General features: G+C 66.4%; 11 protein-coding genes and 1 tRNA gene. 2 read left to right on the top strand and 10 right to left on the bottom strand.

All coding sequences use genetic code 11. The features are described 5' to 3' along the window. Positions 1–8: 8 nt before the first annotated feature. The 5 genes from ACRQ5J_RS02435 to ACRQ5J_RS02415 all read right to left on the bottom strand — a co-directional run bounded on the left by ACRQ5J_RS02435 (position 9) and on the right by ACRQ5J_RS02415 (position 6843). Positions 9–1784 (bottom strand): GMC family oxidoreductase, encoded by a 1776-nt coding sequence (locus tag ACRQ5J_RS02435; protein ID WP_432380991.1) that lies wholly within the window; start codon positions 1782–1784, stop codon positions 9–11. A 3-nt stretch (positions 1785–1787) separates the two neighbouring features. Continuing rightward, on the bottom strand, positions 1788–2516 hold the full coding sequence (locus ACRQ5J_RS02430) for a gluconate 2-dehydrogenase subunit 3 family protein (RefSeq protein WP_432380990.1): 729 nt from the start codon (positions 2514–2516) through the stop codon (positions 1788–1790). Positions 2517–2541: 25 nt separating this feature from the next. Then, positions 2542–3222, bottom strand: a complete 681-nt coding sequence (locus tag ACRQ5J_RS02425) for a response regulator (RefSeq protein ID WP_432380989.1) — start codon at positions 3220–3222, stop codon at positions 2542–2544. After that, positions 3219–4628 (bottom strand): ATP-binding protein, encoded by a 1410-nt coding sequence (locus tag ACRQ5J_RS02420; protein WP_432380988.1) that lies wholly within the window; start codon positions 4626–4628, stop codon positions 3219–3221. The genes ACRQ5J_RS02425 and ACRQ5J_RS02420 overlap by 4 nt, the downstream gene beginning before the upstream one ends. Before the next feature lie 100 nt (positions 4629–4728). Then, positions 4729–6843, bottom strand: a complete 2115-nt coding sequence (locus ACRQ5J_RS02415) for an ATP-binding protein (protein ID WP_432380987.1) — start codon at positions 6841–6843, stop codon at positions 4729–4731. A gap of 237 nt (positions 6844–7080) precedes the next feature. On the opposite strand from ACRQ5J_RS02415, the gene ACRQ5J_RS02410 reads away from it, so the two are divergent. Continuing rightward, complete coding sequence (locus ACRQ5J_RS02410; RefSeq protein ID WP_432380986.1) at positions 7081–8523, top strand: amidase family protein; 1443 nt, start codon at positions 7081–7083, stop codon at positions 8521–8523. Here the strand turns inward: ACRQ5J_RS02410 and ACRQ5J_RS02405 are convergent. From ACRQ5J_RS02405 to ACRQ5J_RS02390, 4 genes are all read right to left on the bottom strand, one after another. Beyond that, a complete protein-coding gene (locus ACRQ5J_RS02405; protein WP_432380985.1) occupies positions 8515–10338 on the bottom strand; it encodes a glycoside hydrolase family 28 protein in 1824 nt (607 codons plus the stop codon). The two genes, ACRQ5J_RS02410 and ACRQ5J_RS02405, sit on opposite strands and share 9 nt — an antisense overlap. Before the next feature lie 9 nt (positions 10339–10347). Further along, positions 10348–12090, bottom strand: a complete 1743-nt coding sequence (locus tag ACRQ5J_RS02400; RefSeq protein ID WP_432380984.1) for a hypothetical protein — start codon at positions 12088–12090, stop codon at positions 10348–10350. Continuing rightward, entirely contained in the window at positions 11985–12479 is a 495-nt protein-coding gene (locus ACRQ5J_RS02395; RefSeq protein WP_432380983.1) for a hypothetical protein, read from the bottom strand. Before ACRQ5J_RS02395 ends, ACRQ5J_RS02400 begins: the two co-directional genes overlap by 106 nt. Before the next feature lie 212 nt (positions 12480–12691). Next, a tRNA-Arg gene (locus ACRQ5J_RS02390) sits at positions 12692–12767 on the bottom strand. Between the two features lie 200 nt (positions 12768–12967). On the opposite strand from ACRQ5J_RS02390, the gene ACRQ5J_RS02385 reads away from it, so the two are divergent. Then, a complete protein-coding gene (locus ACRQ5J_RS02385) occupies positions 12968–13519 on the top strand; it encodes a c-type cytochrome (protein WP_432380982.1) in 552 nt (183 codons plus the stop codon). A 47-nt stretch (positions 13520–13566) separates the two neighbouring features. Here ACRQ5J_RS02385 and ACRQ5J_RS02380 read toward each other — a convergent pair whose 3' ends face one another. Continuing rightward, on the bottom strand, positions 13567–14118 hold the full coding sequence (locus tag ACRQ5J_RS02380) for a hypothetical protein (protein ID WP_432380981.1): 552 nt from the start codon (positions 14116–14118) through the stop codon (positions 13567–13569). Positions 14119–14224: the final 106 nt, after the last annotated feature.

Genomic DNA, 14224 nt, shown 5'->3' with positions numbered 1-14224 from the left:
TCGTCTCCTTACGCCTGCACCAGCGGGCCTGGGTTCTTCAGATACAGCTCGCGCACCGCCGTCGCGCACCAGTAGGTCAGCGCGCCGACCATGCCGGTCGGGTTGTAGCCATTGTTCTGCGGGAAGGCGTTGGCGCCCGGCGCGAACACGTTCGACACATCCCACGATTGCAGGTAGCGGTTCAGCGCCGAGGTTTTCGGATCGTTGCCCATGATGGCGCCGCCGCAGGTATGGGTCGACTGGTACTGGGTGATGTTGTAGTGCGAACCGTCCTTCTTGGCGTCGCCCTTCATCGCCTTCGGACCGAGCACCTTGCACATGTCGGTGGCTTTCTCGACCAGGTACTGCGAAGCCTTGATTTCGTTGTCGTGCCAGTCGAAGGTCATGCGCAGCAGCGGGCGGCCGAACGCATCCTTGTAGGTCGGATCGAGATCGAGATAGGCGTCGTCATACGACATGCACGAGCCCTGCACCTCGTAATAGAACGAATGCAGGAACGAGTCCTTGACGCCCTTCTTCCACGCGCTGCCCCAGTTCGGCACACCAGGCTCGGTCTGGATGCCGCGCACCGGACCGGCGCCCGGCTGGCGCGCCCAGATGATGCCGCCGCCGATGTAGCCGGTCTTGGCGCTGTCGTTGCGGGTGCCGTTCAAGTCGTCGAAGGTGGCGCCGCCGCCGCCGATGCCGATGAAGCCGTTGGCATGCACGTCCTTGTTGAAGAACATCACCACGCGGTTCAGGTTCTGGTACGAGTAGTTGCGGCCGACGGTGCCGGTCTTGCTGACCGGATCGTATGGCTTGCCGATGCCAGACACCAGCATCATGTGCACATTGAACAGCGAGAACGCACACAGCAGCACCAGGTCGGCCGGCTGTTCGGTTTCGCGGCCCTGCGCGTCGAGGTAGGTGACGCCGGTGGCCTTCTTCTTGTCGGCGGTCAGGTTGACCTTCAGCACCTGCGCCAGCGTGCGCATCTCGAAATTCTTGCGGCCGCGCAGCACCGGGAAGATGCAGGCGTTCGGGCTGGCTTTCGAGTAGTTCAGGCAGCCGTAGTCCGAACAGAAGCCGCAGGCATTGCACGGACCCATCTGGCAGCCATACGGGTTGGTGTACACGCCCGACGCGTTCGACGCCGGAATCGGGAACGGGTGGTAGCCGACTTCCTTGGCGGCCTTGTAGAACCATTCCGCGCCGAGGTAGTTCGGGTTCGGTCCCAGCGGGTACTCCTTCTTGCGCGAACCCTCGAACGGATTGCCGCCGGCCGACAGTTGGCCGTTCAGCACGCCGGCCTTGCCGGAGGTGCCGCACACGTATTCGAAGTGCTCGAAGTGCGGTTCCAGTTCCTCGTAGCTGACTGGGAAATCCTGCACCGTCATATTGGCCGGGATGAATTTCTTGCCGTAGCGCTGCTCCAGGTTGCTACGCACCTTGAAGTCTTCCGGCAGCGCGCGGAAGTGCGCGCCCGACCAGTGCGAGCCGGCGCCGCCGACGCCGGTGCCCGGCTTGAACGAACCCATCTGGCGATACGGCACGGCCACGTCATTGACGCTGTGGCGCGCGGTCACGGTTTCCTTCGACAGCGATTGCAAATACTTGCGGTGCACCGAACCTTCCAGCTCGTCGACCACGCGCGGGTACGAGAAGTCCGGCTGCGTGTCGCGGTCCGGGCCGCGTTCGAGGATCACCACGTTCAGACCGGCGTCGGTCAGTTCTTTCGCCATGATGGCGCCGGTCCAGCCGGCGCCGACGATGACAGCGTCTACTTTGTTTTTTACGATAGCCATTGCTTAACCCCTACGTCCTGCCAGATCGACCGGGCCGATCGGATACGGTTTGTCACGGACTTCCACCCAGTCCAGATAATCGGCGCGCATGCCCGGATAACCGATCATCTTCCACGCGCCCATGTCCTTGTTGCCGCCATGCTTGGGATCGGCGAAGTAGCCGTTGCGCACCTCGGTCAACAGGTTGCTGAAGAACAGCTTGGCCGAAATGTCTTCCAGCTTCAGCTCGCCCTTCTCGGCGGCCTTCAGCAGGTCTTCCTGCTTTTTCTTGTCCAGGTCGGCGAACACCTTGCCCGGATTCTGGCTGCCGACATAGCCGTCCAGCGCCTTGATGCCCACGCGCAGAATGTCGCGCAGCGGCAGCTTGCCCTGGTAGCCGAACTCCGGCGCGGCCTTCAGGTACGGCCCCTGCATGTACCAGATATCGCCGGCCGCGTATGGCGTCTGCATGTGGCGGTCCAGGAATTCCAGCACGCCCAGCTCGATGGCGCCGGGGCCGTGCTCGTCGTGCGGGATCAGGCGGTCGACGGCGGCGTTCAGGAATTTCCACTCGGCCTGATTGAAGAAGGTGGGCGTGTACGCGTTCGGCTTGCCTTCGGGCGCGCTGCCGTCGGCGGCGTTGGCGGGCTGCAATGCACGCACCACACCGGTGGCCGCAGCCGCGCCAATCGGCACGAACATCATGGTTTTGATCAAGCTCCGCCGCGACGGCGACTGTGTGTCGTCAGACATGTCTTTCTCCTCGATGTGTAAGACTTCAGGGTTGCTGCGCGCTGCGCGCTTCCCATCGATAACCGACCCCGTAGACGGCCGAAATGGCTTCGGCCAGGCCGGCTTCTTCCAGTTTCCGGCGCAGGTTTTTCACATGCGTGTCGATCGTGCGGTCGTGCACGATGCGCCGGTCCTCATACACCCAGCTGCGCAAGTCATCGCGTGACAAGGCCTTGCCGGGCGCTTCGCGCAATCGCTTCAGCAGGCGCAACTCCACCGGCGTCAGCGCCAGCTCCCTGCCGTGCACGAAGGCGCGCATGCCCTGCTCGTCGATCTGCAAGCCCGGCTGCGGCGTGCCCGCCGGGCGGCGGCGCAGCACCGCGCGCACGCGCGCCACCACCTCGCGCGGGCTGAAGGGCTTGCAGACGTAATCGTCGGCGCCGCTGTCGAGGCCGTCGAGGCGGTCCTCTTCCTGCGCGCGCGCGGTCATCATGATGATCGGAATATCGCTGCTGGCGCGCAGCGCGCGGCACAGGCTCAGGCCGTCCATGCCCGGCAGCATCCAGTCCAGCAGGATCAGGTCGACATCGCCGGCCGCCACCGTGGCCTGCACCGACAGGCCGTCGTGCTGGGCGCTGGCGCGGTAGCCGGCCGCCTGCAAATAGCTGACCAGCAGGCGCGCCAGCCGCTGTTCATCCTCCACCACCAGCACGTGCGGCATGTTCATGCGCTCTCTCCGGCCAGCGGCAAGGTGATGCGGATCGACAGGCCGCGCGGCACGGCGGTGTGGGTGTGCGAGGCGGCGATGCTGCCGCCGTGCGCCTCGACGATGCTGCGGCAGATCGACAGGCCGAGGCCGCTGCCGCCGGTGGCGCGGCTGCGCGCGCGGTCGCCGCGCCAGAAGCGCTCGAACAGCATCGGCAGGCCGGCGTCGCTGACGCCGACGCCATTGTCGGACAGGGTCAGCACCGCCTGGCCGCGCAAGGTGTGCAGGCTGACGCCCAGCTGCGTGGCGCCGTCGGCGTGGCGCAGCGTGTTGTTGAACAGGTTGCGCAGCAGCTGGCGCAGGCGGATGGTGTCGCCGTCGACGATCATCACCGGCGCGCTGTCGACGATGATCTCCATGCCCGCTTGCGCCAGCGGCTCGCCCCAGCGCTGGATTTCCGTGCGCAGCAGCGCGGCCAGGTCCAGCGGCTCGCGGCGGTAGTCGAAGGCGCCGACTTCGGACAGCGTGATCTGGCGCATGTCCTCCACCAGCCGGCTCAGCGTGGCCACCTCGTCCATCAACGCCTTCAGGCTGTCGTTGTCGATCGGCTCGATGCCGTCCTCCATCGCCTCCAGCTGCGCCTGCAGCACCGACAGCGGCGTGCGCAGCTCGTGCGAGATATCGGCCATGAAGTGGCGGCGCAGCGCCTCGTTGCTCTCCAGCGTGGCCACCATCAGGTTGAAGTTGCGCGCCAGCGTGCCCAGCTCGTCGCGCTGCGCGTGCGGCACGCGCACGCCGTAATCGCCCTCGGCCACCTTGGACGCGGCCGCGATCAGGCGCCGCGTCGGCGCGACGAAGTGGCGCGCCAGCAGGATCGCCGCCAGCGCGGCCAGCACCAAGGTGAACAACACAATGAACAGGCTATCGCGCTGCTGCTGCACCTGGAAGGTTTGCTCGGCCTCCTCCTGCAGGCCGCGCAGCGGCGCGCCGGCCAGCGTGCCGACCGCGACGCCGCCGACCAGCACCGGCTGGTAGCGCAGGTCGTCGCCGGTTTGCAGGTTGCCGGCCAGGTGATTGCCGGCGCTGTCGTACAGGCCGAGGCGGCGCGGCGCCTTGTCGGGCACGGCGTAGTAGATCGAATCGCCGCCGGGGCGCGGCGAGGTGGCCCGTTCGCGGCCGATGGCGCCGGTATAGCGCTCCCACGCGGCGCGGTTGTTGCGGATGAAGTCCCAGTTGCCGTGCTGCTGGTAGGCCTGGGCGAACTCGTAGGCCATGGCCTCCATGCGGCGCGCCTCGACCTCGTTCAGATAGCCCTGGAAGCCGCGCTTGAAGCTCCAGCGCGTGCCGACGCCGACGCCCACCGCCGTCAGCACACTGACGATCAGCAGCGACAGAAACAGCCGGGCAGTAATACCGATCTTGACCATCGGGCCATTTAGCCACGATGCCGGGTGGGCTTCAAGCGTGCGGCGGCAAACTGCGGTGATTCTTCACAGAAACTCCACATTGTTGTGGAAGTGTACAGCCTCACGCGCGCGGCAACGTTACAGCGAAGACAACTTGCGGCGCCTGGTAGCGGTAGACGAGCTCGCCGCCGTGCTGCTGGACGATCTCTTGCGCAATATGCAAGCCGAGGCCGAGGCCGCCGCGATTGCGCACATTGCCGACCGACGCATGCTTGAGCGGGCTGTACAGCGTGGACAGCAGCTCGGGCGGGATCGCCGGCGCCACATTGCGCACCTCCAGCAGGACGCCGCCGTCGTGTTCGGCCAGCGATACCTCGATCGGCTCGCCATGATCGCCGTGGTGGCGGGCGTTGCTGACCAGGTTGCTCACGACCTGCATCATGCGGTCGCCGTCGATATCGGTCCGCAGCGAGGCCGGCATGCTGGCGTCGATGCGCAGCCCGGCGTGGGCGGTGCGCACCTCGTCCAGCAAATCCTGCAACAGCGGCACCAGGTCGACCTCGCTGCGCGTCAGGCCCAGCCCGAGGCCGCCGTTGATGCGGCTCATGTCCAGCACCTGGCTGATCAGGCGCTCCATGCGCCCGCTCGAGGCCTGGATGCGCGTGCTCATGGTGCTGGCGGCGCCGCCGTGTTGCAGCACGGTGGCCGCCATATTGATCGAATGCAGCGGGCCGCGCAGGTCGTGCCCCAGCATCGCCAGCAGCTGCGCGCGGGCGCGGTCGATTTCCACGTGCTTGGCGACGCTGGCGCGGTGCATCTCGCCCAGCAGCTGGCTGGCCGCCAGCCGTTCGGCCGCCTGCCACGGCACGGCGCGCTCGCGCACCATCTCGCGCCACTCGTCGAACGAGCCGCGCGGCGTCAGGCGCGGCCCCGTCGGACCGATGCGCACCACCTTGTCCGGCCGGCCGGCCCAGCGGATGGTGTGGATCTGTTCGCGGCGCAGCGCCAGCAGGCCGGCCCACGGCGCCAGCGCCGGCCGCAGCGCCGCCGGCCAGCCGGCGACGGCGCTGCGTTCGACCAGGTCGTGGCCATCGGCCGGCAGCGAGGCCACGATCCGCGCGGCCAGCTCGGCGTCGATATCGCCGTGCACCATGACCTTGCCGTACTGGGTCACGATCAGGGCCTCGGCCTGCAGCGACTGGCACAGGGCGGGCGCGTGTTCGAGCAGCGCGCGGGCCGGCTCGTCATGGTGCAGCAGCGTTTCCATCACGCGCGTGCGCACCTCGGCCGACTGCTCGACCAGCGCGGCGTTGGCGCGCGCCTCCATCGACTGCACCAGCGAGGCGATCACCTGCGCCATCACGTCGGCTGCCATGCGCACCGAATACGGCACCTGCAACGGCGCCATGTGGTGACAGGCCAGCAAGCCCCACAGCCGCCCGGCCACCACGATCGACACGCTCATCGACGCGCCCACGCCCATGTTCTGCAAATACTCGATGTGGATCGGCGACACGCTGCGCAGCACGCTGTGGCTCAGGTCCAGCGGCGCATCGCCCCCGCGCCCGACCAGCGCCGACGGCGTGTAGTTGACGTCGGCGATCAGCCGCAGCGTGTTGATGATGTACAGCCGGCGCGCCTGCGCCGGAATATCGCTGGCCGGGTAACGGCGCCCCAGGTACGGCGCCAGGTCGGCGCGGCGCGACTCGGCGGTGACGTCGCCGCTGTCGTCCTGGTGGAAGCGGTAGGCCATCACGCGGTCGAAGCCGGTGATGGCGCGCACCTGCTCGGTGGCCAGTTGCAGCAGCGCGTCGATGGACTTCTGCCGCTTCAGGCGGTCGATGGCGGCGTGCGCCTTCAGCGCGAAGGCGGCCACGGTGTCGCTCGGCGTGTCGCGGCGCTCGAACTCGATCAGCAGGCGGGTGTGATAGACGTGCGCGATGCAGTCGAACTGCACCGCGCCGATGGTCACCTCCAGCGCGGTGGCAGGGGCCTCGCCATCTTCCACGCTGTCCAGGCACTCGCTGGCGGCGGCGTGCACCTCAGCCGGCAGCGGCAGCGCGGCCAGCGGTGTGTTCAGCACGAGTTTCAGATCGAGCAACCGCGCCGCATTGTCGCTCCAGCCCAACAAAATGCCTTCGGCATCGAAAGCCAGCAGCGCCCCGTGCGGCTGTATGCTGCCGGGGATGTGGATGGGTTCATCCGCACAATTGTCCAGCGTGACGGGCTCCTGCATTGTGCGGCTTCACTTTATAGAGGGGGAGCGACGATTCTATCACTCCGCAGCCGGCATCAACAGCACAACGCGCAGCCTATGTTCGTTAGCGTACTTATGAAAGCCGGGGCTGGCTACCACGTTACGGTGGCCGCGCCATCTGCAGAAGACGTGGACGCGCGGATACCGATATAAGCGTGCACGGCTTACTGTTAGCATCTTTTTTTGCAACGATGCACTCCGACAACAGCCATCATCATGACCGTCATCCCAACCATGCTTTTAACCGGCACCGCGCGCTCCCTGGGCGCAGCCATCGCCGCCGGTGAGATCACCTCGCTGCAAGCTACACAGTGGTATTTGGACCGTATCGCGCAATTCAACGGCGGCGACAGCGGCCTCAATTGCGTGCGCAGCATCGCGCCGTTGGCGCTCGGACAAGCGGCCCGCGCGGACGCGGATATGGCCGCCGGCAACAGACGCGGACCGCTGCACGGCGTGCCCTACCTGCTCAAGGATAATGTCTTCACCGCCGACGGCATGCCGACCTCGGCCGGCTGCAAGGCGCTGGAACAATTCGTCGCGCCCTACGAGGCCACCGTGGTACGGCGGCTGCGCGAAGCCGGCGCGGTACTGCTCGGCAAAACCAACCTGACCGAATTTGCGGATTTCGTCGCCGACACCATGCCGTCCGAATTCAGTGGCGTCGGCGGCGTGGTGCGCAGCCCGCTGGGTTTCGCCTATGGCCGCGGACTTGGCTCCAGCGTCGGCGCCGCCGCGGCAGTCGCCGCCGGCTTCTGCGCCTTCGCCATTGGCACCGAAACGCAGAACTCCATCCAGGCGCCGGCCCTCCACACGTCGGTGGTCGGCTTCAAGCCCAGCGTGGGGCGCGTCAGCCGCCACGGCATCATTCCGCTGGTGCCCAGCCAGGATACGCCCGGCCCCATCACGCTCACGGTCGATGACGCCGCGCTGGTCTACGCCGCCATTGCCGGGCCCGATCCGCAGGACGCGGCGACCTTAACGGTTTTCGCGCAACGCCCGGCCTTCCCCGAATCGCTGCAGCGCCTGCGGATCGGCATTCCGCGCAAATGGATCGCCGATAATGTGCTCACCGTGCCGCGCCAGCGCGCATTCGATCAGGCGCTCGCCGCGCTCGCCAGCGCCGGCGCCACGATAGTCGATCCCTGCGACCTGCCGGGCGCGGAGCAATTGCATGAAGTGCGCTCCAGCGTTTTCCGCAGCGAATTCAAGGACAGCCTCAACCAGCTGCTGTCGGCGCTGCAGCCATGCGGCATCGGCTCGATGGCCGATCTCATCGAATGGAACCGCGCGCATCCGCAAGCAATCCCCTACGGTCAATCGCTGCTGGAAGCGGCCGATGCCAGCGGCGGCATGTCGGCGGACGGCTACGCGGCCGACCGCCGGCGCGATATCGTACTGAGCCTCAACGCCGGCATCATCGGCGCGCTGCAAGCGGGGGATGTCGACATCTTGTTGTCGCCCATGGCGGCCGCAGCCAAATGTACCGGCAAGGCCGGCGCGCCGGTGGTGGCGCTGCCTGTCGGCGCCGATGCCGAGGGACAGCCGTTCGGCGTGACGCTGTACGCCGCCCCCGGCAGCGACGCGGCGCTGCTGCGCGCCGCCGCCGCGATCGAAGCCGTTATCGCGCAGCGCCTGATCCCGGCCGCGCTAGCGTGACAGCGTCGTGTTGTACGTCTTGCCGGCGATGCGCACGTCGCTCAGCTTCAGCCCCGCGACATTGTGGATGAACCACGGCTGCCGCGTGTTGGACGGCGCGCCGAAATCGCTGTCGCTGATGCTGACATTGGTGATCGGCATGATCGCCTTGCCGCCGTCGCCGTTGTAGCTGGTCGCCAGCGGCCCCAGCAGCACGAACGCCTGGTAGCACGAGTGTTGCCCGGCGCCGAATTGCACATTGCCGGCGCGGATGCCGCTGATGTGCACGTCCGACACCTGCGGCGGACGGATGCGCATGACGTCATCGGCCGGCGCGTAATCGCAATCGAACACGATCACCGCGCCGCCGCCGGCCGACGCGGTGTCCGGCCCGACCTCGGAATCCGGCAGGCGCTTGCTGAACATCGGCTGCGTCTTCACGCCGTTCGGCAGCGTCAGCTTGCGCGCGTACAGGTGGCGCAGGTAGCCGCCGCGGTTCATATTGGTCTTCAGCCGGATCGCCGACCACAGCGGATTGCTGGCCCAGTGCACATTGCGGAACTCGATGTTCTGCACATACACGTTCTCGATGCCGGCCGCCATCTCGCTGCCCAGCGTCACGCCGCCGTGGCCGCTGTTCATCACGCAATCCTGGATCACGATGTTGCGGCTCGGGCCGAACCTGGTATCGAGGTTCTTGCCGGACTTGATGGCGATGCAGTCGTCGCCGGTGTTGAAGGTACAGCCTTCGACCAGCACATGGTCGCAGCCGTCGGGATCGAAGCCATCGCTGTTGGGCCCCATGCTGTCCATCTGCACATTGCGGAACCAGACGTTGCGGCAATTGACCGGGTGATGCAGCCAGAACGGCGCGCCTTCGACGCGGTAGCCCTGCAACAGCACATTGGTGCAGCCGATGAACTGCACCATGCACGGCCGCAGGAAGTGGCCGATGCCGAACACGCGCCGCGCCACCGGCACACCGGCTTCCGACAAGGCCGGCAGGAAGTAATGGTCGGAACGCCACGTCGCGCGGCCGCCCTCGATCTGCCGGCGCAGCGCCGGGTCCAGCGATGGCGCCAGCACGTCCAGCGTCTCCGGGTTGCGCGGATTGATCGCGCTTTGCACGTCACCGGCCGGGGCGCCGGGCAGCTTGCGGCCGGCCCAGCCCCACCAGCAATCCTTGCTGTCCTTGAACGGCACGCCGCCCATGCCATCGATCACGCTGCCCTCGTCGCCGGTCAGCGCGATGTTCTCCTGGCCGTAGGCGTAGACCAGCGGCGAGTAGTTCAGGCAATCGTTGCTCTGCCAGCGCGAGATGACCAGTTTGCCGTTCGGGCCGCAATCGATGTCGCCGTCGCGCGCGTAGTCGAGCGGGTTGTTGTTGAAGTACAGGTGCGCGCCGGCGGCCAGGTGCACGTGGACGTTGGAGCGCAGCACCAGCGGGCCGCAGCTGAGCCAGTTCCCGGCCGGGATCACCACCCTGCCGCCGCCGGCCGCATGGCAGGCGTCGATGGCGGCCCTGATGGCGCCATAGCTGTCGGGTGCGCCGGCCTTGGGCGCGTTGACCTTGCCTTCCTTGCGGTATTCGACCAGCCCATCGACCTGGCCGACCTCGCATGGCCTGGCGCCGTAGGCGGTGATGACGAAATCCTGCTGGCGGAAAGCGATCGGCTGTTTGCAGCGGGCGCTGATCGCCTCCGCTTCGGCCCACGGATCGCGCGCGGCGGCGACGGCGGCGCGCGCCACGCCCAGCGGCAGGCCCATGCCGGCCATCACGCCAGCGCCGCTACGCACCAGCCGGCGGCGGCGCGGATTGAAAACTGGTTCACGCAAAATAGCTCCTCATGGCAATGGTTGAAAACCTTCCGCCCGCACCGTCCAGCCCTGCTGCGGAAAGCCCGGCGCGGGCCGCGCCGGCGCGCCATCCCAGCCGCCCGCCATCAGCGCGACGGCAGCCAGCAGCGCGCCGTTGCCGGGCAGGTAGACCGGCAGCCCGGTGTTCGGGTTGTGTCCTGCGGCAGTGTAGCTGTTGTTGGGGCCGTCTGTCTTCAACAATACATCGACCGCCTGTTGCGTGGCATCGAGACGGGCCGCCGTCATGGCGATCATCGGATAATCCCAGCCCCAGATTTTGGTGTGGAAGTCCCAGTCGCGCAGCACGGCGTCCAGCGTGCGGCGCATGACGACGCGGTCGACACCGGCGCCGGGCAGCTGGCCGAGCGCCATCAGGAACGAGGGATGATCGTGGCGGCTGGCGACGTTGTCCCAGGTGTCCGGCGTGGATTCGAGGGCGACATACTTGCCGTCCTTGTGCGGCAGCGCGGACAGCCTGGCCAGTTGCTGGTCCCACGCGGCGTTCGGCGCCAGGCCGAGCCGCTTGCGCCATTGCTGCGCCAGCGTCAGGCCGGTGGCCCAATAACTCAGTTCGTAGCTGGGATTCATGCTGGTGGACTGATCGTAGATTTCCTGCGCAATCCACAGCGGCGGCCCCAGCACGTAGCGCTGGCCGTCCCGGTGCAACATCGACGACATGGCGTCGGCGGTGGCGAACACCAGTTCGCTGTAGCGGTCCAGCGTGGCGCGGGTCGGCGCGCCACGGTACAGCAGCTCGGCCAGATGGATCATGTGCGGCTGGTTCCAGACGATCAGCGGATTGCCGCCGGGGCTTTCGCGGCCCCAAGGCCCGGTCATCTTCGGCCAGCGCGCGCCTTGCAGGCCGCGCGACGCGGCGATCTCGCGCGCCACAGGCAGCGTCTTCTGATACCAGCGCAAGGCATTTTCCAGATAGCGCGGACGGCCCCACAGCGCGAAGTGCGCGGTGTGCCACCACAGCATTTCCGTGTGGTGCTTGCCGAACCAGGTGGTGGTGGTCAATCCGCTTTCCTGCGGCGGGAAGTCGCCGCCGAACTGGATCGCGGTCAGGTACTGCGACAGCACCACGCGGCGTTCCAGCTCGGCTGCGCGCGGATCGCTGCTGCCAGTGAAATCCAGCGCCGCGCCGCTGCGCCAGAACGCTTGCCAGTGCGCCTCGCTCTGCGCGATGACCCCGGCGCTCGCCGCGCGGGCGGCCGCGCTTGCCGCTTGCAACGCGCCGGCGTCAGGCGCATAGCTCAAGGTGAAGTCGAGCGTCTCGCCGCTGGCCGGTGCAAGGTGGAAAGTGTGGGGCGCTGTGTGCGCCACGCGCAGCGGTGTGGCGGCCTGCACAGCCATCGCATAGCGCGCCTTGTCGCGCGTATGCTCCAGCACCAGCGCACGCTGATCCTGCGCGACGATGCGGGTGCGGTGCGACGCCGGCTGCGACCAGTCCAGCGGCGGATTGTGCTTCACGCTCAAATCGTAGCCGCGTGGCAGCGCCAGCCGCACCGCCAGCTTGCCGCTAGCCAGCAACGGCGACTGGATGCGCACCGCCAGCGCATCCCGCGCCGGGCTCACCGCCGTGACCACGCTGACCGGCTCACCGTCCACCGTGTAGCGGCTGGTCAGCACACCCCGCCACATATCGAGCTTCTGATCGACATTGCGGATATCGGCCAGCGCCAGCGCCGAACCATCGCCGCGCCGCAGGCCAACTGCCCCAGCGGCCACGCATGTGGGTTCGCACGCAGCCACAGGCCGGCAGGACTGGTCGCCTGCGTCGGATAGCCGACCGTCCTGCCATGCGCCGTATAGTCGCGGTTGGCGTCGGACAGCTTGTAATTATCCGGATTGGGGTCTTCGTGCCACGACCAGCGCGCCTGTGTCTCCAGCGCAATGCCCCTGGCGCGGTAATGCTCGGGGAAGGTCTGCAAGCCGGTGACATCGGCCGTAAAGCAGAACTGGCCATTGCCAACGCTCAACGGCGCCCACGGGTCGATCGCTGCCAGTTGCGGATTATGGCGCACCACCAACGCCTGCCGGTCGATCGGCGCCGCCAGCGGCGCGCCGCCTGCCAATGCCAGCACCAGCGCCCAGGCGCATTTCGCAGAGATATTCATGCGCATTAGTAGACCACGGCCACGAATCGGCTAGCAATCAACATGCTGATCAAAGGCCGACAGCAGTATCTCCGGCTTTTTTGATGCAAGTCAAAAATGTTGTAGAAAAATTCGGCACAGTTTTGGCACAACGCAAAACGCGCGGCAAAAGCCGCATTGCGCTGCAATGCAGCATGCAAAATCAGCTAAGCGATTGATTTGATGAAGAAACTTGGTGCGGCTGACTGGGATCGAACCAGTGACCCTTGGCTTCGGAGGCCAATACTCTATCCACTGAGCTACAGCCGCGACAGGGGGATACGCGAAGGCGTGCCGTAGGATACCGTTTTTATCGCGCGCCGTCCATGGGGAGTGTCGTTTTCAACAAGTTTGCGTTTCCCTCGCGGATTTATTGTGTCTATAATCAGCCGTTTGGTGAAGGTTTTTACAAGGCAGCTGCTATCAACTCTTCGCGCCACCCGGCTTGAAATCAGTCTCTTAAGGAAATCATGAGCGACGCACACAACGAACACGAATCCGCAATCCGCACGCCCAAACAACTCGTCGTCGCCGTCATCGGCTTCTTCGTCGTGGTTATCTTCGGCATCGTCCTGCTAGTCAAATTTGTCACCACCGACAAGCTCACCGGCGCCGGTTCCGGCAGCCAGGAGCCGGAGGCCATCGCCGCCCGCATCGCGCCGGTCGCCGACGAAGGCTACACGCTGAAAGACGCCAGCGGCCCGAAAGTGCTGCAAACCGGCGAAGCCATCTACAACGTCACCTGCGCGGCCTGCCATGGCACCGGCGCGGCGGGCGCACCGAAGTTCGGCGACGCCGGCTCGTGGAGCGGCCGCCTGGCGCAAGGCTACGACACCGTGCTCAAGCACGCCATCGAAGGCCTGCGCGCGATGCCTGCCAAGGGCGGCAACCCGGACCTGGACGATGTCGAAGTGGCGCGCGCCGTGGTCTATATGGCCAACGCCTCGGGCGGCAAGTTCAAGGAGCCGGAAGTGCCGGCGCCGGCTGCCGCGGCGGCGGCCGCCTCGGAGCCGCAAAAGTAAGCGCGCGGCGCGCAATGAAAAACCGGCCTGTCATGGCCGGTTTTTTATTAGCTGCACAGACCGTAGGCTTTGCGGTCCGGGAAATAGCGGTAGGTGAAAGTGCGCACCGGATATTTGTTCAGCGCGATCTCGAAGGCCGGCGGCACCACATCGAAGCGGTCCGGCAGTTTCTGCGTTACGCGCAGGCGCACGCGCCAGATGGTTTCGGCGCCGGTGGCGCCGGCGATCAGCATATCGGGCACTTTCGGAATCGCCTCGACGATTTCGGCGGGCGAATTGGTGGTGCGCTGATAGAACGTCACCAGCTCGGCCTTGGCGATGACCGGGCCTTTCGGCGCGGTCACGTTGTAATCGCGGGTCAGGAACATGGCCCGTTCGCCGCGCGGCACCAGGTAGACAAACGTAAACTCGGCGCCGCCATCGGGCAGCGTCACCGGCGGCGTGGTTGAAATGCTCATCCCGCGCGGCAGCTCGAAGCGCGAGCCCTCCTGCCACTCCCTGCACTCCGGCGTCTTCGCCATATACACATCGACAGGCGTATAAGAATCGCCGCAAGCACTCAGCAGCAGCGCGAAAGGAATGGTGTAACGCAAACGCATGGCAGGCAAACTTCAAAAATCGGAAGCCATAGTATAACCGGGGTCAGGTCTGACATTCGCACACGAGCTCAACTGCATAGCAGTTGAGCTCGTGTGCGAATGTCAG

This window comes from Duganella sp. P38 (genome assembly GCF_050859475.1).
Taxonomy (GTDB): domain Bacteria; phylum Pseudomonadota; class Gammaproteobacteria; order Burkholderiales; family Burkholderiaceae_D; genus Rugamonas.
The sequence above is the reverse complement of the archived record's forward strand: the minus strand, read 5'-3'. Positions and strand labels throughout refer to the sequence as shown.